19 protein-coding genes are annotated in these 19,655 nt (G+C 72.3%); 7 read left to right on the top strand and 12 right to left on the bottom strand.

Annotated features, from left to right (window positions below; all coding sequences use genetic code 11):
- Window positions 1-18 precede the first annotated feature (18 nt).
- Both ACP4J0_RS25930 and ACP4J0_RS25925 read right to left on the bottom strand, forming a co-directional pair.
- Window positions 19-750: a bifunctional DNA primase/polymerase gene (locus tag ACP4J0_RS25930; protein WP_426601138.1), complete on the bottom strand. Its 732-nt coding sequence runs from the start codon at window positions 748-750 to the stop codon at window positions 19-21.
- A 203-nt stretch (window positions 751-953) separates the two neighbouring features.
- Window positions 954-1,604, bottom strand: a complete 651-nt coding sequence (locus ACP4J0_RS25925; RefSeq protein ID WP_426601137.1) for a TetR/AcrR family transcriptional regulator — start codon at window positions 1,602-1,604, stop codon at window positions 954-956.
- Between the two features lie 110 nt (window positions 1,605-1,714).
- Here ACP4J0_RS25925 and ACP4J0_RS25920 point away from each other — a divergent pair, with 110 nt between their 5' ends.
- Window positions 1,715-1,921, top strand: coding sequence for a DUF6243 family protein (locus tag ACP4J0_RS25920; protein WP_426601136.1), 207 nt, complete (start codon window positions 1,715-1,717; stop codon window positions 1,919-1,921).
- 128 nt (window positions 1,922-2,049) lie between these two features.
- Here the strand turns inward: ACP4J0_RS25920 and ACP4J0_RS25915 are convergent, their stop codons facing one another.
- From ACP4J0_RS25915 to ACP4J0_RS25900, 4 genes are all read right to left on the bottom strand, one after another.
- Window positions 2,050-2,748 carry a response regulator transcription factor gene (locus tag ACP4J0_RS25915; protein WP_426601135.1) on the bottom strand — a complete coding sequence of 233 codons (699 nt, stop codon included), beginning with the start codon at window positions 2,746-2,748 and terminating at the stop codon, window positions 2,050-2,052.
- A gap of 275 nt (window positions 2,749-3,023) precedes the next feature.
- Entirely contained in the window at window positions 3,024-4,028 is a 1,005-nt protein-coding gene (locus ACP4J0_RS25910) for a small ribosomal subunit Rsm22 family protein (RefSeq protein WP_426601134.1), read from the bottom strand.
- 166 nt (window positions 4,029-4,194) lie between these two features.
- On the bottom strand, window positions 4,195-5,253 hold the full coding sequence (locus tag ACP4J0_RS25905) for a serine hydrolase domain-containing protein (RefSeq protein WP_426601133.1): 1,059 nt from the start codon (window positions 5,251-5,253) through the stop codon (window positions 4,195-4,197).
- Between the two features lie 77 nt (window positions 5,254-5,330).
- Window positions 5,331-6,836 (bottom strand): multidrug effflux MFS transporter, encoded by a 1,506-nt coding sequence (locus ACP4J0_RS25900; RefSeq protein WP_426601132.1) that lies wholly within the window; start codon window positions 6,834-6,836, stop codon window positions 5,331-5,333.
- Window positions 6,837-6,933: 97 nt separating this feature from the next.
- Between ACP4J0_RS25900 and ACP4J0_RS25895 the strand changes: the two genes are divergently transcribed.
- Window positions 6,934-7,965 carry a Gfo/Idh/MocA family protein gene (locus tag ACP4J0_RS25895; RefSeq protein ID WP_426601131.1) on the top strand — a complete coding sequence of 344 codons (1,032 nt, stop codon included), beginning with the start codon at window positions 6,934-6,936 and terminating at the stop codon, window positions 7,963-7,965.
- On the opposite strand, the gene ACP4J0_RS25890 is transcribed toward ACP4J0_RS25895, so the two are convergent.
- A complete protein-coding gene (locus tag ACP4J0_RS25890; protein WP_426601130.1) occupies window positions 7,952-9,598 on the bottom strand; it encodes an alkaline phosphatase D family protein in 1,647 nt (548 codons plus the stop codon). The two genes, ACP4J0_RS25895 and ACP4J0_RS25890, sit on opposite strands and share 14 nt — an antisense overlap.
- Window positions 9,599-9,730: 132 nt before the next feature.
- Between ACP4J0_RS25890 and ACP4J0_RS25885 the strand changes: the two genes are divergently transcribed.
- Window positions 9,731-10,558, top strand: coding sequence for an SDR family oxidoreductase (locus ACP4J0_RS25885; protein WP_426601129.1), 828 nt, complete (start codon window positions 9,731-9,733; stop codon window positions 10,556-10,558).
- A gap of 495 nt (window positions 10,559-11,053) precedes the next feature.
- On the opposite strand, the gene ACP4J0_RS25880 is transcribed toward ACP4J0_RS25885, so the two are convergent.
- Window positions 11,054-11,380 (bottom strand): nuclear transport factor 2 family protein, encoded by a 327-nt coding sequence (locus ACP4J0_RS25880; protein WP_426522504.1) that lies wholly within the window; start codon window positions 11,378-11,380, stop codon window positions 11,054-11,056.
- Between the two features lie 236 nt (window positions 11,381-11,616).
- Between ACP4J0_RS25880 and ACP4J0_RS25875 the strand changes: the two genes are divergently transcribed.
- Both ACP4J0_RS25875 and ACP4J0_RS25870 read left to right on the top strand, forming a co-directional pair.
- Window positions 11,617-12,159 carry a DoxX family protein gene (locus ACP4J0_RS25875; protein WP_426557832.1) on the top strand — a complete coding sequence of 181 codons (543 nt, stop codon included), beginning with the start codon at window positions 11,617-11,619 and terminating at the stop codon, window positions 12,157-12,159.
- Window positions 12,160-12,209: 50 nt separating this feature from the next.
- Complete coding sequence (locus ACP4J0_RS25870; protein WP_426601128.1) at window positions 12,210-12,596, top strand: MazG-like family protein; 387 nt, start codon at window positions 12,210-12,212, stop codon at window positions 12,594-12,596.
- A gap of 396 nt (window positions 12,597-12,992) precedes the next feature.
- Here the strand turns inward: ACP4J0_RS25870 and ACP4J0_RS25865 are convergent, their stop codons facing one another.
- The 3 genes from ACP4J0_RS25865 to ACP4J0_RS25855 form a co-directional block, all read right to left on the bottom strand.
- Window positions 12,993-13,724 (bottom strand): hypothetical protein, encoded by a 732-nt coding sequence (locus ACP4J0_RS25865; protein ID WP_426601127.1) that lies wholly within the window; start codon window positions 13,722-13,724, stop codon window positions 12,993-12,995.
- 130 nt (window positions 13,725-13,854) lie between these two features.
- A complete protein-coding gene (locus ACP4J0_RS25860; protein ID WP_426601126.1) occupies window positions 13,855-14,844 on the bottom strand; it encodes a polysaccharide deacetylase family protein in 990 nt (329 codons plus the stop codon).
- Between the two features lie 32 nt (window positions 14,845-14,876).
- Window positions 14,877-15,878: a glycoside hydrolase family 11 protein gene (locus ACP4J0_RS25855; RefSeq protein WP_426601125.1), complete on the bottom strand. Its 1,002-nt coding sequence runs from the start codon at window positions 15,876-15,878 to the stop codon at window positions 14,877-14,879.
- Window positions 15,879-16,203: 325 nt separating this feature from the next.
- Here ACP4J0_RS25855 and ACP4J0_RS25850 point away from each other — a divergent pair, with 325 nt between their 5' ends.
- Entirely contained in the window at window positions 16,204-17,253 is a 1,050-nt protein-coding gene (locus ACP4J0_RS25850; RefSeq protein ID WP_426601124.1) for an LLM class flavin-dependent oxidoreductase, read from the top strand.
- A gap of 176 nt (window positions 17,254-17,429) precedes the next feature.
- Here ACP4J0_RS25850 and ACP4J0_RS25845 read toward each other — a convergent pair whose 3' ends face one another.
- Window positions 17,430-17,987 (bottom strand): maltokinase N-terminal cap-like domain-containing protein, encoded by a 558-nt coding sequence (locus tag ACP4J0_RS25845; RefSeq protein WP_426601123.1) that lies wholly within the window; start codon window positions 17,985-17,987, stop codon window positions 17,430-17,432.
- 420 nt (window positions 17,988-18,407) lie between these two features.
- Here ACP4J0_RS25845 and ACP4J0_RS25840 point away from each other — a divergent pair, with 420 nt between their 5' ends.
- Window positions 18,408-19,634 carry a cytochrome P450 gene (locus tag ACP4J0_RS25840; RefSeq protein WP_426601122.1) on the top strand — a complete coding sequence of 409 codons (1,227 nt, stop codon included), beginning with the start codon at window positions 18,408-18,410 and terminating at the stop codon, window positions 19,632-19,634.
- The last annotated feature ends 21 nt before the right edge of the window (window positions 19,635-19,655 follow it).

The raw sequence follows: 19,655 nt of genomic DNA, 5'->3' as shown, positions 1-19,655 counted from the left end.
GGGTGGCACCGCGCCGGCTCAGCGGCGCAGGGGCCAGGCCTCGCCCGCCTGGTCGCTCTCCTCGCCGGCGTGCCGGGCGCACGCGTCGGTGAGGGTCTCCAGCAGGGTCAGCGGGTCCGGCAGCGGGTGCTCGGGGCCGCGCACCCAGTGCACCGTCCGGTCCTCACCAGGCAGCCGGGCGGGCGGTACGAGGACGTACGAGCCCCGGCAGTGCCAGCGCAGACCGGGATGCTCGTCCATCGTCTCGGGGTGGCAGTCCAGCTCGCAGGGCCACCACTCGTCCTCGTCCTCGGGGGTGCCGCGGGTGAGGGTGAAGAGCAGCATGCGGCCGTCGTCGCTCTCGGCGACCGGGCCGACCTCGATACCCGCGTCGAGCAGGCGCTGAAGCGCCTCGCGACCGGCCTGGAGGGGGACGTCGAGGACGTCGTGCACCATGCCGGTCGCGGTGATGAAGTTGGCCTCGGGCTGGTGGCGGGCCCAGCGCTCGATCTGCGCGCGGTCGGTGGTGGACTGCGTCTGCCAGGCGAAGGACACCGGGTGCCGGGCCGGCGTGGGGCAGCCGACGCGGTCGCAGGAGCAGCGGTATCCGGCCGGGTGCGCGGCGGGCGCCAGCGGCAGTCCCGCACCGGCGGCGGCGAGCAGCAGGTCCTCCCGGCCACCGTCACCGGGGGCCTCCTTGGGGCGGCGTCCGCGCAGCCACTGGGAGAGTTTGCCCTGCAGGCCGCTCCGACCGCCGAACTCCGCGCTCATCTATCCCCTTCGCCTCGCCGTCGTGCGCACCAGCATGCCCTATGGTCGCACCATTCCGCGCTTCGGGGTCGGGAAGGGACAAACTTCCCCGGTCGGGTTTCCCGTGTCGGGTTTCCCGTGTCGGGTTTCCCGTGTCGGGTTTCCCGTGTCGGGTTTCCCGTGTCGGGTTTCCCTGGCCGGGTCTCTTCGCCGGGCTCCGCCGGTCATCGCGGCGCGAGCCCGTGGAGCGCGTAGTCGACGAGTGTGTCGGTGTAGGCGTGGGAGATCGGCCCCGTGTGCTGGAGCCAGCGCTGGGCGAGCGGGGAGACGAAGAGCTCCAGTCCGATGCGCGGATCGATATCCGGCCGTACGTGGCCGGCCTCCTGGGCGGCGCGCAGCCGGTCGGCGTGGAGCTGGAGCGACGGCTCCAGGAGCCGGGCGACGAACTCCCGGCCGAGCTGTTCGTTGACGACGCCCTCCGCGGCCAGGGCGCGGTAGGGGGCTTCGAACTTCGGATCCCCCAGTTCGTCGACGGTGGCGCGCAGCACGGTCTTGAGGTCGGCGGCGACATCGCCGGTGTCCGGGATGGCGTACGCCTCCTCGCCGGCGGCCTGCACGGCCCGCTCGCCCAGGTCGAGGAAGGCCTCCAGCAGGACGTCCGCCTTCGAGGACCACCAGCGGTAGATCGTCTGCTTGCCGACGCCGGCGCGGGCGGCGATGCCCTCGATGGTGGTCTTCGGGTAACCGACCTCCGCGACGAGCGCGAGGGCGGCGTCGTAGATGGCCTGGCGGGACCGCTGGCTGCGACGGGTGGCGTCGGGGTTCTGCCGGTCGGGGGCAATTGTCTGGGTGGGGACTGCTTTCTGGACGGCCATGTATCGAATTTACCAGGTTGACAAGACGGTGCGTCTCGCCGGACAGTGGGTCGTGGAAACAGTCGAGACGGCACGTCTCGTCTTCACGCTCGTACCGAGAGGGGAGAGTCATGTCCCGAGGTGGAGCCGGAAACATGCTGGGCGTCGGCGGCACGCGCCGCAAACTCACCCGCGACGCCCTGCGCGGCGGCGACCGGACCGGCCGGATCGGCGGCGGACCGGACCCGCAGGCGCAGAAACGCGAACTGCTGCGCAGGCTCCAGGAGCGGCAGCAGAAGGACCGGGAGGAGGCCGCCGCGAGCGACGGGACGTCGTGAGGGAGGGGTAGGCGGACGGCCCTCCGGGCGGCGCCGGCAGGGCGTCGGCGGCAGGCGTCGGCCGGTCGGCGGCGCCCGGGAGGCCGCCGTCGGACCGGCCCGGGGTGCGGCAGGCCGCACCCCGCCGGTCAGTGGGGCTGCGGCCGCGCGTTCTCCAGGTAGTGCAGGACGGCCGCCACGCGCCGGTCGACCTGGTCGGCCGGGGACAGGTCGAGCTTGGCGAAGATGCTGCGGATGTGCTTGTGGACCGCGCCGTCGGTGACGACGAGCCGTCCGGCGATGGCGCTGTTGCCCAGGCCCTCGGCCATCAGGGCGAGCACCTCCCGCTCGCGCGGGCTGAGACGCTCCAGGCGGGTGTCCTGGCGGGTCCGGGTGAACAACTGGGCGACGACCTCCGGGTCGATGGCGGTGCCCCCGGCCGCGACCCTGCGCAGCGCGTCCATGAACTGCTCGACCCGCCCGACGCGCTCCTTGAGCAGGTAACCGAGTCCGCCGACCCCGCCGGTGAGCAGGTCGGTGGCGAAGGACTGCTCGACGTACGCGGACAGCACCAGGACGGCCGGCGCGGGGCGGCGGCGCCGGGCCTCGACGGCCGCGCGGATGCCCTCGTCGGTGTGCGTGGGCGGCATGCGTACGTCCAGGATGGCCACGTCGGGCTCGTGCTCGTCGATGGCGTCGAGCACCGACTCGGCGGTGTCCGCGGTGGCGACCACGTCCAGGCCCTCCGCGCGCAGCAGCAGGGCGAGGCCCTCGCGCAGCAGGGGGTCGTCCTCGGCGATCACGATCCGCAGGGGGCGGTCCGCGCCGCCGGTCGTGCCACGGTCCATTTCACGTTCCACGGGGGAGGTTCACTTCCAGGGTCGTCGGTCCGCCGGGCGGGCCGGCCCGGCGCGGGGTGCCGTCGTGGGCCGCGAGGCGGCGCCGGACACCGGTCCGGTGCGAACCGCCGCCCTCGTCCGCACCGCCCCGGCCGTCGTCCTGGAGGGAAGCTCGCCGGCCGTGCCGTTCCGCGGTGCCGCCGTCCGCCCCTCCCCGTCCTTCGGCCGACGACCCTACTGGCTCCGGGGGTTGGCCGTCATGTCCGGCCGGACGCCGTGCCCGCTCACGCCTCCGACGGGGGCCAGGGATCGCCCCAGTCCGCGTCGCGGGCGGCCTTGTACAGGTCGCCGTGGCGCTTGGTGACCGTCCGGCGGCCGAGCCGCTCGTGCGGGCTGGACGGCGACGTCTCGCACAGGTCGAGCAGGACCTGGCCCTTGCGGATCTGCGGACGCCGGACCACCCGGGAGGGGGCGGGGCCGGCCGGGAACCGGGTGGCGGCGACGTAGCTGAACTTCTCGTCCTCGTAGGCGAGCGAGCCGCCCTTGACCTGACGGTGCAGGGAGGAACGGCTGACCCGGGCCGCGAAGTGGCACCAGTCCGTGCCGGGCACGATGGGGCAGGCGGCGCTGTGCGGGCAGGGGGCGGCGACCTGGAAGCCGGCGGCGATCAGCCGGTCGCGGGCCTCGATGACGCGGGCGTAGCCGTCGGGGGTGCCGGCCTCGACGATCACGACGGCCTGCGCGGCGGTGGCGGCGGCGTCGACGAGCGCGTCGCGGTCGGGGCCGGTCAGCTCGTTGAGGACGTAGGAGACGGTGACGAGGTCGGTGCTCTCGACGGTGAGCGCCGCTCCGATCCGGGAGCGCTGCCAGCGGACGTCGCGCAGGGCGGGACGGGCGGCGGCGATCTCCCGGCCGAGGGCGAGCGCGGGCTCGGCCCAGTCGAGCACGGTCACCGGGCGAACGCCCTCCCACGTGTCGCTGACGGCCCAGGTCGCCGCGCCGGTCCCGCCGCCGATGTCGACGTGGCTCCCGGGCGCCCACCCGGGCACCGTGTCCGCGAACGCCGCCAGCGCCGACCGCACGGCCGCGAAGGTCGCCGGCATGCGGTACGCGGCGTAGGCGACGACGTCGGCGCGGTCCCGCAGGATCGGGGCGTCGGTCGGGGTGGCCCCGCGGTAGCTGGCGATCAGCCGCTCCACGGCCTGGGCGGCCTGCCGGGGCGGCAGCCCGTCGACCAGGTCGGCGAGGGCGGCACGCAGGGCGTCGGCGGGGGTGGCGGGGTCGTTCACCCGGTGATTCTACGGGGCGGGCCGGGTGGGCTGGGCGGGCTGGGCGGGCCGGCGGTGAGCGGGGGCGCGGGGATGCGGGGATACAGGGGCGCGGGGGCGCGGGGGCGGGGATGCGGGCGGCCTCCCCCACGGACCCGGCTCGCGCAGGCCGCCGCGGGCGCCCCGCTCAGGTCTCCCGCACCGCCCGCACCGCGCGGGCCACCCGCGTCCCCAGCGCCGCCCGGGGCCGGTTGTCGGGGGCGCGGCGACGGGGATGGACCGTGTTGGCTAGGAGGATCGCGAACGTGTCCGTCGCCCGGTCGAGGACCAGCATCGTGCCCGTGAAGCCGGTGTGTCCGGCCGCGCCGCGCCCCGCCAGCCCGCCCATGAACCACGGCTGGTCCAGGGCGAACCCGAGCCCCGGCTCGGTCAGGAGCAGTTCCACGAAGTCGGGGCCGAGGATGCGCGCCGGCCCGTACGAGCCGCCCGCGAGCAGCGTGCGGCAGAAGACCGCGAGGTCCCGGCCCGTGGAGAACAGCCCCGCGTGGCCGGCCACCCCGCCGAGCGCCCACGCGTTCTCGTCGTGGACGACGCCGCGCAGCATCCCGCGGTCCGCCTTGGCCCACGGCCGCCGCTGGTCCTCCGTCGCCGCCGCGCCCGGGCACGGCCCGAAGTGCGTCGCCGTCATGCCCAGTGGCCGGGTGATCCCGTCGTGGACGAGGACGTCGAGGCCGCGGCCGGTGACGCGTTCCAGGACCTGCTGGAGGAGGAGCATGTTCAGGTCCGAGTAGCAGTACGTGCCGGGCACTCCCACCGGTGGCTCCGCGCGCAGCCGCCGCAGCCGTTCCTCGTCGTCGGCGCAGTCGTACAGCGGCAGTTCGGGCCGCAGCCCGGAGGTGTGGGTGAGCAGCTGCCGTACGGTGACGCGGTGTGCGGCGGCCGCGCGGAAGTCCGGCAGGTAGGCGCCGACCTCGGCGTCGATGCCGAGGGTGCCCCGTTCGATCTGCTGCACGGCGGCGACCGCCGTGAACACCTTGGTGAGGGACGCCAGGTCGAAGGGCGTACGGACGGCCGTCGGCACGCGGGAGCGGGCGGGCAGCTCCACGCCCGTGTCGGTGCGCGGGTCGTAGGACGCGTAGCGCACGGCCCAGCCCGCCGCCTCCTCGACGGCGAGCACGGGTCCGCGGCCGACGGCCACGACGGCGCCCGCCGCCCAGGGACGCTCGCCGGCGGTGAGGCCGTGCACCTCCTCGACGACACGGCGGAGCTGCTCGGGGTCGAGTCCGGCCCGCTCCGGTGTGTCGCTGCGCAGTCTCGGAGCGCTCAGCTCTCTTCTCCCTTCCCGGGCGCACGCCCGGCCGCCGTCCGTCCCGCCGTAGGCCCGGCCGCCTGTCCCGCCGCCCGTCCTACTGCCTTTCCTACCGTCTGTCCGGCGGCAGGACGGCACATCCCCACCAGGAACGCGAGCGCCACCAGCGCCGCCACCAGCTGGACGACGGCCATCGGCAGGGCGGTGTCCTCCCCCGCGATCCCGACGAGCGGGGAGGCGATGGCGCCGATGAGGAAGGAGGACGTGCCGAGCAGCGCGGAGGCGGAACCGGCGTTCTTCTTGACCCGCATCAGGGCGAGGGCCTGGGTGTTGGGCAGGCTGATGCCCATCGCGGACATCAGCACGAACAGCGCGACGGCGACCGGCGCCAGGCCGACCTCGCCGAAGACGCCCAGCGACATCAGGAGCAGGGCGGTCGCGGCGGCGATGACGATCAGGAGGCCGAGGCCCAGCACGCGGTCCAGGCGGGCCCGTCCGACCAGGATCTTGCCGTTGATCTGACCGACGACCACCAGGCCGATCGAGTTGATGCCGAACAGCAGGCTGAACGTCTGCGGGGAGGCGCCGTAGATCTCCTGGATGACGAACGGGGACGCCGAGACGTAGGCGAACAGCGAGGCGAAGGCGAAGCCGCCCGCGAGCATGTACCCGGTGAAGGCGCGGTCGGCGAGCAGGCCGCGCATCGCGTGGAGGGTGTCGCCGACGCCGCCGGCGTGCCGTTCGGCGGCCGGCAGGGTCTCGGGGAGCTTGGCCCAGACGATCCCGCCCAGCACCACCCCGACCACGGTGAGCACGACGAACACGCCCCGCCAGTCCGTCACGCGCAGGATCTGCCCGCCGATGAGCGGCGCGACGACCGGGGCGACACCGGAGATCAGCATGAGGGTGGAGAAGAAGCGGGCCATGGCCATGCCGTCGTACAGGTCGCGGACGACGGCCCGGGAGATGACGATCGCGGCGGCGCCCGCGAGTCCCTGCACCAGCCGGAAGGCGATGAGGAGTTCGACGGAGTGGGCGATCGCGCACAGGGCGGTGGCGACGACGTAGACGGCGAGGCCGGCCAGGAGCGGGCGACGGCGGCCCCACTTGTCGCTCATCGGTCCGACGACGAGCTGGCCGAGGGCCATGCCGGCCAGGCAGGCGGTGAGCGTGAGCTGGACGGTGGCGGCGGATGCGCCCAGGGTCCGGGTGACCTCCGGGAGCGCGGGGAGGTACATGTCCATCGCCAGCGGCGGCGTCGCGGTCAGGCTCCCGAGGATGAGGGTGACGAGCAGCCCGGTGCGGCGGGTGGCACGCAGCGTGCGGGCGGCCGGTCCCGTTTCCGGACCGGCCGCCTGTGCGGTCTGCGTGGTCTGCGTGGTTTTGGTGGTGATCTCCGTGGCCTGCGTGGCCTGCGTGGTTTTCGTGGCCTGCGTGGCCCGGGTGGTCTTCGGTGTGGTGTCCGGTGCGGTGGTCGTGTCCGGTGACTCGTGCGGTATGGACGGCCCGCGCTCGGGCATGTGCCCCTCCCTCTTCGACAGATCCGGCACCTATGCTCTCAGCTCGTACGGACTTGAACGAACAGACTTGAACGAACCTGAACGAGGGTGGGGCAGGGTGTCAGTGGAGACCGGGCAGAAGGTGCGCTGGGGAATTCTGGCGACCGGCGGTATGTCGGCGAGGTTCACGGCGGATCTGGTCGATCTGCCGGACGCGGAGGTCGTGGCGGTGGCCTCGCGGACCGAGGCGTCGGCGAAGGCGTTCGCGGAGCGGTTCGGGATACCGCGGGCGTACGGCGACTGGGAGACGCTGGCGCGGGACGAGGACGTCGACGTGGTGTACGTCGCGACCCCGCACTCGGCGCACCGGGCGGCCGCCGGCCTGTGCCTGGAGGCGGGGCGGAACGTGCTGTGCGAGAAGCCGTTCACGCTGAACCTGCGCGAGGCGGAGGAACTGGTCGCGCTCGCCCGGCAGGGCGGCAGCTTCCTGATGGAAGCGATGTGGATGTACTGCAACCCGATGGTGCGGCGGCTGAAGGCGCTGGTCGACGACGGCGTGATCGGCGAGGTCCGCAGCCTGCAGGCGGACTTCGGGCTGGCGGGGCCCTTCCCTCCCGCGCACCGCCTGCGGGACCCGGCGCAGGGCGGCGGCGCGTTGCTCGACCTGGGCGTGTACCCGGTGTCGTTCGCCCAGCTGCTGCTCGGTGAGCCGTCGGACATCGCGGCGCGGGCGGTGCTCTCGGAGGAGGGCGTCGACCTCCAGACGGGCGCGCTGCTCTCCTACGAGAGCGGCGCTCTCGCCTCGGTGCACTGCTCCATCACCGGCGGTACGCCCAACAGCGCCTCGATCACGGGCTCCCAGGGCCGTATCGACGTCCCGGACGGCTTCTTCTTCCCGGACAGCTTCGTGCTGCACCGGGACGGCCGGGAGCCGGAGGAGTTCCGGGCCGACCCGGCCGACGGACCCCGGGCCGGCCTCCACCACGAGGCGCGGGAGGTGATGCGCGCCCTGCGCGCCGGCGAGACCGAGTCCCCGCTGGTCCCGCTCGACGGCACCCTGGCCGTGATGCGGACGCTCGACGCGATCCGGGACCGCGTCGGCGTCCGCTACCCGGGCGAGACGGGCGCGCCGGTCGTCACGCCGGCTTGAGGCCCTGCTCCCCCGCCTCCGTCACGAACGACGCGGCGGTCGTCAGCGGCGCGCCCTCGGTGGTCACGTGGGACACCGTCTTGAAGTCGACGCGCGCCAGCCGGCGGTCGAGGGAGACGGTCGCGTAGCCGCGCCGCCCGTCGAAGAACTTCAGGTGCGGGTTGGCGGCCATGAGCGTGTCCCAGTTGGACGGCTTCTCCGAGCCGTCGCGGCCGCTCGTGACGGAGGTGGTGACGATCTCGGTGCCCAGGGTCCGGGAGCCGGGGTCGTCGAAGTCGCGCTTGATGTCGAAGCCGTAGTGCACGTGCACGTCGCCGGTGAGGACCATCAGGTTCTCGACACCGGCGGCCTGCGCGCCGGCCAGCACCCGTTCGCGGGAGGCCGGGTAGCCGTCCCAGGAGTCCATGGAGACCTTGGACGGTGAGGCGGTGGAGTTGAACCGCTGCGAGAAGGTGACCTGCTGGGGGACCACGTTCCACAGGGCGTCCGACCGGTGCCAGCCGTTGATCAGCCAGCGTTCCTGCGCGTCGCCGGTCATCGTGCGCGAGGAGTCCTCGGACTCCGGTCCCGGGAACTGCCAGCCGTCGCCGTAGGCCTGGTTGGAGCGGTACTGGCGGGTGTCGAGCACGTCGAACTGGGCCAGCCGGCCCCAGTGCAGGCGGCGGTAGAGCTTCAGGTCGGCGCCGTCGGGCAGCTGCGGGCGGCGCAGCGGCATGTTCTCCCAGTAGGCGCGGTAGGCGGCGGCCCGGCGGATGAGGAACTCCTCCGGCGGGACGCTGTTCTCGGGTGTCCCGCCTGCGTAGTTGTTCTCGGTCTCGTGGTCGTCCCAGGTGACGACGAACGGGTGCGCGGCGTGCGCGGCCCGCAGGTCGGGGTCGGATTTGTAGAGGGCGTACCGCAGGCGGTAGTCCTCCAGGGTCACCGTCTCGTGGTTGAAGTGGGCGGGCAGGGTGCCGACCGGGTAGGCGCGGGAGCCGCCGACGTCGTTGACGGCGTACTCGTAGAGGTAGTCGCCGAGGTGGAGGACGACGTCCACGTCCTCCTGGGCGAGGTGCCGGTAGGCGGTGTAGTGGCCCTGGTCGTAGCGCTGGCAGGAGACCAGGCCGAAGGTGAGGCCGGAGACCCGGCTGCGCCCGGCGGGCGCGGTGCGGGTGCGGCCGGCCGGGCTGACCCAGCGGCCGGCGCGGAAGCGGTAGTAGTAGACGTGGCCGGGGGCGAGGTGGTCGACCTCGACGTGGACGGCGTGGTGGAACTCGGGGTGGGCGGTGGCCCTGCCCCGTCTGACGACGCGGCGGAACCGTTCGTCGAGGGCCAGCTCCCATTCGACGGTGACGCGTTCGGCGGGCAGTCCGCTGTCGGCCTGGTACGGGACGGGGGCCAGGCGCGTCCACAGCAGGACGGATTCGGGCTGCGGGTCGCCGGAGGCGACACCGAGCGTGAAGGGGTCGTCGGTGAGCCGCGCCGCGTCGAGTTCGGCGGCGCTCGCGGTGCCGGCGGCCGGCAGGTTCACGGCGAAGGCGAGCGCGGCGGCGGCGCCGGTGACGGTCAGGAAGCGGCGGCGGCCCAGGTGCCGGGCGGCGGCGCGGAGCTCGGGCACGTGCGAGGGCTGGGCCTGGTGGTTCGCGGGTGTCATCCGTTCCTCCCCTTGCGGTGGTTGCAAGGGGCATTCGACGGGCCGGGAGCGGCACACCCTTGGCGCGGACATGGCGATCTCATGTCGGAAGGGTGAGTTCCGCATGATCGCCGGCCCGTACGCTGCCGACTCATGAACACCGTGAGAACCACTGACGAGGAACAGAACGGCAAGGAACAAGCCGGAGAGGAACAGACCGGCGGGGAAGGGGCGCAGCGCGTCGCCGTCGTCACGGGCGCCGGCTCCGGCATCGGCCGGGCGGTCGCCGTCGAACTGCTGGCCGCCGGCTGGTCGGTGACCCTGGCGGGGCGGCGCCCCGGGCCCCTGGAGGAGACGGCCGCACTGGCACCGGCGGGCGGCACGGCACTCCCGGTCCGTGCCGACGTGTCACAACCCGACGACGTGGCGGCCCTGTTCGCCGCCGTACGCGACCGCTTCGGGCGGCTGGACCTGCTGTTCAACAACGCCGGGACGTTCGGTCCGGGCGGCGTACCGGTCGAGGAACTGCCCTACGAGGCGTGGCGGCACGTCGTGGACACCAACCTCAACGGCGCCTTCCTGTGCGCGCAGGCGGCGTACCGGCAGATGAAGGAGCAGGACCCGCGGGGCGGCCGGATCATCAACAACGGCTCGATCTCGGCCCACACGCCGCGCCCGCACTCGGTGGCGTACACGGCGACGAAGCACGCGCTGACGGGCCTGACCAAGTCACTGTCGCTGGACGGCCGGCCCTACGGCATCGCGGTCGGCCAGATCGACATCGGCAACGCGGCGACCGACATGACGGCCGGGATGCAGACCGGCGCGCTCCAGGCCAACGGGGAGACGGCACCCGAGCCCGTGATGGACGTCGCCGACGTGGCGCGCACGGTGCGGCACATGGCGGAGCTGCCGCTGGAGGCGAACGTGCAGTTCGCGACGGTCATGGCGACGGCGATGCCGTACGTGGGGCGGGGCTGAGGCCCCCACCCCGATCCACACAATCGGAATTTCCCGGTCCGCTGTATTGCGGCCGGTGACGAACATATGCTCAACCCTCCTTCACGAGAGCTTCACACTTGGAGTGTTGAGCTTCGGTAACTCCGCGGACCATTCCGAGGGGGGAGGCGGCAGCCGTTCCGCCGCACCGGGTGGGGGTGGATCCCGCGGGCGACCGCGGGGTACGCACCGGTGGGCGGAACGGCTGCCGCGCAGATCACCGCCTGGGTCAGCGCCCCCGGTCCGGTCGGCGTCCGCCCTCTGCTCCCCGCCGAGCGGCCCCTTCGCCGGCGCGCCCGCGCTCTTCTCGGCCTGCGCGACGTTCTCCTCGGCCTGCGCGACGGAACGGAACCCGGGTATCGGCACGGCGCGCGGGGCGCGAACCACAGCCGGGCCAGGGCACCCTGTGCGGGGCGTACGACCGCCCGCGGTGAGGCGGGGCTCGGAGCCGGGACCGGTACGTCAGCCCCGCGCCGACTACGCCTGCCCGGTCTCGAACCGCGCGATCCGCCCGTCCTCGCCCACGGTGAAGCTCCACCGCGTACGCATCTCGCCCCAGGTGTCGTTGCTGTAGCGGGCGATGAGGGCGCGACCGCCGTTGGACTCGTTGTCGACCTCCATGTGGCCGTGGGAGGAGAAGATCTCCTGGTCGATCCACTGGGCGAGGTCCCGGTCGTCCCCGTCGTCGGCCATGGTGGCGTCCGGCGCGAGCAGCGCGAGGAAGGCCTCGCGGTCGTGGGCGTTGACTGCGGCGACGAAGGCGCGGACGGCCGGGTCGCTGAGTCGCGTCGTCTGAATGGTCATGCCGGCCAGCGTCACACCGCCCCCGGGCCCTCGCCACCCGACCGGCCACCCGGCTCGACCGGCCCCAGCCCCCGGGCTCGACCGGCCCCGGCCCGGCCGGCTCCTGCCCTCCCGCCCGACCGGGTGACCGGCCCGCCGCGTGGGTCCACCACCCGAACGGCGTCCGCGGCGGGCCCGCGCGGCGCGGGCGGGCGACGGTGGGGAGATGAGCCGCCGCCGTCTGCGAGGGAGTCGACGTGAACTGTTTTGACCGGCGTGATCTGGGGCTGCTGCTGCTCCGACTGGGTACCGGCGGCGTCCTGGCCGCGCACGGCGCGCAGAAGCTGCTCGGCTGGTTCGGCGGCGGCGGGATCGAGGGCACCGGCCAGGCCATGGAGGCCATGGGCTACGCGCCGGGCCGGGCCAGCGCCACCGCGGCGGGCCTCGCCGAGGCCGGTGGCGGGGCGCTGCTGGCACTGGGACTGGCCACCCCGGCCGCGGGTGCGGCAGCGGCCGGAGCGATGGCGGGCGCCGCGGCGGTGCACGTCCCGAGCGGCTTCTTCGCCCAGGCCGGCGGTTACGAGTACGCGGCGTCGCTCGGTCTGACGGCCGTCGGCCTCGCGGTCACGGGACCGGGCCGCCTCTCCCTGGACCACGCCCTCGGCCACACCGTCAACCGGAACTGGATGGTCCCGGTGGCGTTCGCGGCGACGGCCGCGGCCACGACGGTGGTCGTGGGGGCGCGCAACAAGCGGGTGCGGAAGGCGGCGGAGGAGCAGCAGGAACCGCTGTTCGACTGACGCGGCGGTCCCATACCGCGCGCCGCGCCACCCGTGGCAGGCTGCCGCGCATGAGCGACGACGATCACGGCAGCCCGCCCGCCGGTCTCTGGGACACCATCGACGACCTGTGGCGGTGGCTGGAGACGGACCAGCCCGTCGGCGGCGGGGAGGGCCTCCTGCTGCGCATGCTGAAGCTGTCCGAGGAGGTCGGCGAGGTCGCCGAGGCGGTGATCGGCGCGACCGGCCAGAACCCGCGCAAGGGCGTCACCCACACGTGGGAGGACGTCGAGGCGGAGCTGTGCGACGTCGTGATCACGGCGCTGGTGGCCCTGCGGACGCTGACGCCTCAGGCGCGGGAGGTGTTCGGGCGGCATCTGGCGCGGGTGGCGGAGCGGTCTCTGGGGACGCCGGGAGCACCGGTGGTACCTGGGACGCCGGGGACGCCGGCCGCCTGAACGTGGCGGAGCCCGGGAGTCGTATCCAGCTCCCGGGCCCCTGGGGATGCCACCCAATTGCGCACGCCGGCGGCGTTTAAGAGGACGGATCAGTCATCAGGCCGTCGTGTTCTTCCTTTGAACTACCGCACCGTGGGAGAGGTGCAGGCGAGAGTCGAACTCGCATCCGACGGCGTTCGTCCGTCCCCGGTCGATCCGGCGATCGGCGGCGATACTGAAGCTGGAGCGAGAGTCTGAGATTGACGGCCCGGACGATCGTCGCCCGCGCCTCTTCAGGCTGAACTTCAGTTTCAGCTTGCGCTCGTCGCGCGAACCGGTCCTCAATCCGGCCCGCGCCTGTCGCGCACCCCCGCGCTCGCACGCGGGGGCATCTGTGGAGGCTACCCGTGCCCGGCCTCAGCCGAACAGGTAGCCGAACACCGCGTCGCCGACCCGCTGGTCGGTGACCTCGGCGCCGTTGGCCTCCTCGCGGGCGAACTTCACGGCCTGCTGGAGCTTCTCGACCCGCTCCAGCAGCTCGTTCACCCGCCGCGCCGGAAGCGCCCCGGAGAACTTCACGGTCGTCCAGTACCCGATGGGCACGTCCTCGTAGTACACCTCGACCTGCGCCGGGTGCTTGTCGGTCGCCTCGGCCTTGACGTGGTTGCGCGGGACCTTCTTCGTCCGGATCGTGCGGACCGGGTCGGTCTTCCACCAGTCCGTGGACGGGTCCTGGGACCAGGACTCGGCGGCGTCGAGCGTGGGGAGCTTCTTGACGAAGGTGTGCAGGTCGGTGAGCTGCTTCTCCAGGAAGAGCAGGTAGCTGACCGGGACGTCCGCGACGACCGTCCGCCCGTCGACCGTGACGTCCGCGCGGGCCGCGCAGTTCGCCCAGTCCTTCGTCGCGGTCACGTCGAACAGCCGCGTCAGCGACGCGGACATCTCGCGCAGCACGTCCTCGGCCCGCACCTGCACCCGCGTCGACTCGGGCGGCAGCTGCTCGCCCTCCTCGTCCTTCGGCTGGTACGTACGCGCGATCCCGGCGAGCAGCGCCGGCTTCTGCACCTTCTGGTGCGCCGCGGTGATGTCCTGGAGCGATTTGCTCTTGACGCCCTTTTCGACAGCGATGATCTGGTTCAGCTTCGCCATGTCGGTCCCCCTTCGAACAGGCATGAACGTATCCCAGTGCCTCGGGGGCGTGCACGTCCTTTTGGGGCCGGCGGGCGGACGCTCGTGCGGCACGGCGGCCGGGACCGCCGTGCCGCACCACGTGCCCGGTTCAGCCCGTACTGCAGGAGACCGTCGGCCAGGTCCAGTTGCCGTTGGCCTGGATGGTGGCACCCCAGTTGCTCCCGCTGCCGTTCGACTTGGCGGTCAGCGTCTGCGCACTGGGATAACTCGCGTTGACGTTCCAGGTGGACAGCACCTTCGCCGGGGACGGCACGTTCATCGTCACGGTCCAGTCACTCGCGCCACTGACCGAGACGTTCAGGTTGTACCGGTCCCCCCACCGCTGCCCGGCCGACAGCGTGGCGGTGCAGCCACCGCCACCGCCCCCACCGCCACCGCCACCGCTGCCGCCGTCGGGGGCGACCGCGCGGCCGGTCTGCGGTGAGATCATGCCGGAGCACAGGCCCTTGCTCGCCAGGGTCTGCGCGATGCGCGGAACGGCCGCGAGCGTGTTGGCGGGCCAGTCGTGCATGAGGATGACCTGGCCGTTGCCCAGCCGGGAGACGGCCTGCACGATCGCGTCGGTACTGGCGTTGTTCCAGTCCTGGGTGTCGACGTCCCAGATCACCTCGGTCAGCCCGTACTTGGCCTCGACCGACCGCAGCGTCGCGTTGGTCTCGCCGTACGGCGGCCGGAACAGCTTCGGTGTGCCGCCGCCCGCGCTCGCGATGGCCTGCTGGGTCCGGGAGATCTCCGAGTCCATCTGCGCCTGGCTCAGCTGAGTCATGTGCGGATGGGTGTAGCTGTGGTTGGCGACCCACATGCCGGCGTCGACCTGGGCCCGGACCAGCGACGGGTTCTGGGCCGCGTGCTGGCCCTGGTTGAACATGGTGGCCCGCAGCCCGTTCTGCCGGAGCGCGTTCAGCAGGGCCTGGGTGTTGCCGGACGGGCCGTCGTCGAAGGTGAGCCCGACGTAGCCGTTGCAGGCGGCGGCCCGCGCGGGCGCGGCCTCGGCGGCGACGGTGCCCGCGGCGGCCAGCGTGGCGACGGCCACCCCGGTGACGAGGGAACGCAGTGACGGGCGTGGTCTGGTGCGCATACGAGTGGGTCCTCCTCTCGTGTCAGGTGTGGTCAGCCCGCGCTGCAGGAGACCGAGGGCCAGGTCCAGTTGCCGTTGGCCTGGATGGTGGCACCCCAGTTGTTGCCGCTGCCGTTCGACTTGGCGGACAGCGTCTGCGCACTGGGATAACTCGCGTTGACGTTCCAGGTGGACAGCACCTTCGCCGGGGACGGCACGTTCATCGTCACGGTCCAGTCACTCGCCCCGCTGACCGAGACGTTGAGGTTGTACCGGTCCCCCCACCGCTGCCCGGCCGACACCGTCGCGGTGCAGCCACCGCCACCACCCCCGCCGCCACCGCCACCGCCGGAGCCCGTGCCACCGACCGTGATGTTGGAGCTGCCGCTGCTCTGGTAGCCCTCGGTCGCCATGATCATGTAGTAGCTGAAGTTGCCCAGCGGCATACCGGCCCGCGCCCACGCGTCGAAGTGGTTGCCGGTGGTGATGGTGCCACCGGTGCGCTTGGACTGCCGCACGCTCCAGTACTGGTCGAAGGTGCGGGTGCCTTCGACGGACGGGGCGTTGTACCGCGTCGTCTTGTAGATGTCGTAGGTGCCGCCGTCGCTGGTCACGGTGCCCTTGTACTCGCCCGTGGGCCGGAAGGTGCCCCAGTTGTCGACGATGTAGTACTCGACGAGCGGGTTCGACGTCCACCCGTAGAGCGTCAGGTACGCGTTGCCGGACGGGTTGAAGGTGCCCGAGTACTGCACGGTCCTGCGTCCGCCGTTGCTCCAGCCCTTGCCCGCGACGAAGTTGCCGGTGTTCCGCCACGAGGTGCTGTACTGGCCGCCGGACCCCATGTCCATGGAGACGGTGCCCTGGCTGTCGGTCCAGAACGAGTAGTAGTAGCCGTTGTTGGTGCCCTCCTGGTTGGTCGTGACGACCGTGCCGGCGTGGGCGGTGCCCGGCAGCATCAACGCGGCCAGCGCGGCCAGCGCGAAGGCCCAGGCACTTCTGACGAGCAGCGTGACGGGGCCGCTTCTGCGGCGCCCGGGTCGGACGAGCACGTTCATGGCGGGTGCTTCCTCTCGTGGGGGTGACAACGGCAGCAGTGTTGATCTGCACCCGTCAAGCGTCAATGGTTTCGGTAAATATTTCGAAACCTTCGCTCGCCCTTCAGCGACGCTGATCCAACGTATTGCCAGCCCAGGCCACCACATGGCATCACAAGTCCACTAAAGAAAATCTCCTGCGACGAGCCGACCAGAAAGCACGAGGCAACTCATCGAATGTTTCGAGAGCTTGGCCTATGGACAGCGACGGACCGGACCTCACATCCTCGGGATGGCAGAGCACCAGACAGCCGCACACCGTTTCCCGCACCGGAAGGTGGCGCCCGTGAAGTTCAGTTACGCGATGCTCCCCGACTACCCACTGACCGACTCCCTGGCGTCCATCCAGCTCGCCGACGAACTCGGCTTCCACGCCTGCTACGCCGCCGACGAGACCTGGCACAAGGACCTGTGGCTCCTGTTCGCCGCGGCCGCCGGCCGCACCAGCCGCATCCGTCTCGGCCCCAGCGTCTCCCCGGTCACGCTGCGCGAACCGACCCTGATCGCCCAGGCCCTCGCCACGCTCGACGAACTCTCCGGCGGCCGCGCCGAAGGCGTCCTGTCCAGCGGCAACTTCGGCCTGCTCGCCCAGTACCGCATCGACTGGGCCCGCACCAGGCCCCTCTCCCGCGTCAAGGAAGCCCTGCACGTGATGCGCACGTTCCTCGACGAGGGCGCCATCACGCACGACGGCGAGTTCTTCTCGTACGACGGCCTGTTCACGTTCGCCCGTCCCCTGCAGGCCCGGCTGCCGCTGAAGCTCGGCGCGATGCGGGGGCCGAAGTCCTTCGAGGCGGCCGGGGAGTTGTCCGACGGCTGCCACCACGCCCTGAGCTACACCCGCGAGGCCTACGACTACGCCGTGCACCACATCCGGGCGGGCGCGGAGCGGGCCGGCAAGGACTGGCGGTCCCTGGACATCGGCGCCTGGGTGGTCTTCGCGACCGGCCCCGACTCGGCGGCGGCCAAGGAGGCGGCGCGCAGCATGGTCGGTATCTACGCCTCGTCGATGCCCGAGGAACAACTGCTCCGCAACGGCGTGGACCCGGCCGAGCTGAAACCGGTCGTCGACGCGATCGGCGCCGGCGACCTGGCCCGCGGTGTCGAACTGACCACCCCGGAGATCGCCGAGCGCCTCTCGGTCGCGGGCACGCCCGAGGAGTGCCTGGCGAAGATCGAGCGGGACATCGCGCCCAGCGGCGTGAACCACATGATCTGCGCGATCACCGACCGCACCCTGGTGAAGGCTTTCACGGGCCGGGACCTGGCGGGGGCGGCGGACGTGGACACGCAGCTGCGGCTCATCGCCGAGCGGGTGATGCCGGCGTTCGCCTGAGGGTGCGGCGTGAGGGTGCGGACCGGACGGCTCACGTGCCGTGCACAACACTTCCTGTCACTCCACGGGAGCAGAGGGACACCTGAGGCCAGTAGGGGCCGACACCCGGTGGCGCCACCGGTCCAGGACCCGCCAGGAAGCCGATCCCGCAGACCGATCACGCCTCGATACGCACCCTAGGCGGAGGCGACGACACCCTCGGCGCGCGTCCCGTCCGGGCGCTGCCAGGACACGACGACCGTCCCGGACACGTCGGCGGACACGGGATGAGGGAGCACCCGGTGGACCACGGGCACCGCGGTTCCGAGGTCGGCGACGCGCACCCGTACGGACGGGTCGGGGGTGTCGCTCTCGTTCTGCGCCTGCGCGACCGTCTCGCCGCGGAGCAGCGCGGTCAGGCGTGCGACCAGCACCGGGTCGTGAACTCCGTCGTAGATCCAGCGCGTCCCGAGGACGCCGTGCTCGGAAGTCCCGATCAGCGCCTCGTCCACGCCGTCGAGCGGAGCACCGCGATAGGTCAGCGGCAGCAGGTAGGTGCCCGGCTCGTCCGACGAGGCATCAGTGACGATCATGAACTCGATGCCGACCTCCCCGTCCGGGTCGTCCAGACGGAAGCCGCCGGCCTTCGTGAGCTCCGCCTCCGGTCCGCCCCGGTACCAGGGCTGGGTCGGCAGCCACTCGGTGAGCAGCTCCAACTTGCCGGGTCTCATCGTGGTGTGGTGGATGACAGCCACTGCGACTCCTCGGATCAACGTCTGGGCCAGGATCCTTTCATGCTCCCGGGGGCGCGATCGGCGAAGGCGAACTGCTCAGAGCGGTATGCGGAAGCCAGGTCCGCCCCGTTCGGGCGAGGCCGGCCGGCCGTCCGGCTGGAGGACGCCGAAGAGGCAGCCGGCCACAGTCGGTGAGATCGCCGTCAGAACTGCAGAGAGCGTTGCCCGGCATGGCCCGAAGGGCGAGTCCACCGGCCGCTCCCGCCCGGCTCGCTGATCCCGGCCCTGCACACCCTCACGGACAAGCGGCTGATCGCCGTCGGCACGCTTGCCGTCGCGCCCTCCGCGGATCATCGCGGCCTCACCACCCTGTCGTACCTGAGCAATGATCAATAGCCTTGCCCGGTAAGCGATGTCACGATCCCCAGGGAGCCGAGTCCCATGTCCACCGCCCAGCAGGTGCCCGACATCCTCTCGCCCGAGTTCGCCGCCGACCCCTATCCCGCCTACCGGGTGATGCGGGACACCGCGCCCCTCATCTGGCACGAGGCGACGCGGAGTTACATCGTGTCGCGCTACGAAGACGTCGAACGCGTCTTCAAGGACAAGGCCGGCGAGTTCACCACCGACAACTACGCCTGGCAGCTCGAACCCGTGCACGGCAAGACGATCCTCCAGCTCAGCGGGCGGGAGCACGCCGTGCGCCGGGCCCTCGTCGCCCCCGCCTTCCGCGGCAGCGAACTGGAGCAGACGTTCCTGCCCGTCATCGAGCGCAACTCCCGCGAGCTGATCGACGCCTTCCGGCACACCGGCTCCGCCGACCTCGTCACCGACTACGCCACCCGCTTCCCGGTCAACGTCATCGCCGACATGCTGGGCCTGGACAAGGCCGACCACACGCGCTTCCACCACTGGTACACGGCCGTCATCGCCTTCCTCGGGAACCTCTCGGGCGACCCCGAGGTGACGGCGGCCGGCGAGCGGACCCGGGTGGAGTTCGCCGAGTACATGCTGCCGATCATCCGGGACCGCCGTGACAACCCGGGCGACGACCTGCTGTCCGCGCTGTGCGCCGCCGAGGTCGACGGGGTGCGGATGAGCGACGAGGACGTCAAGGCGTTCTGCAGCCTGCTGCTCGCCGCGGGCGGCGAGACCACCGACAAGGCCATCGCCGGCATCTTCGCGAACCTGCTGCTCCACCCCGACCAGCTCGCCGCCGTCCGCGCGGACCGCTCGCTGATCCCGCGCGCCTTCGCCGAGACGCTGCGGTTCACCCCGCCCGTTCACATGATCATGCGGCAGTCGGCGACGGAGGTGACGCTGAGCGGCGGCACGGTACCCGCGGGCGCCACCGTCACCTGCCTGATAGGCGCCGCCAACCGCGACGAGAGCCGCTACCGCGATCCCGACCGCTTCGACATCTTCCGCGACGACCTCACCACCACGACCGCCTTCTCCGCCGCCGCCGACCATCTCGCGTTCGCGCTCGGCCGGCACTTCTGCGTCGGCGCGCTGCTCGCCAAGGCCGAGGTGGAGATCGGCGTCGACCAGCTCCTCGACGCCATGCCGGACGTGCGCCTCGCCGACGGCTTCGAGCCGGCCGAGCAGGGCGTGTTCACCCGTGGACCGCAGAGCCTCCCGGTGCGGTTCACCCCCGTGAGCGGCTGACCTCCGTACCGGCCGGTCCGC

Origin of the sequence: Streptomyces sp. WG7 (assembly GCF_049975785.1) — a bacterium.
Lineage (GTDB): Bacteria > Actinomycetota > Actinomycetes > Streptomycetales > Streptomycetaceae > Streptomyces.
This window is presented reverse-complemented; position numbering and strand designations above follow the sequence as displayed.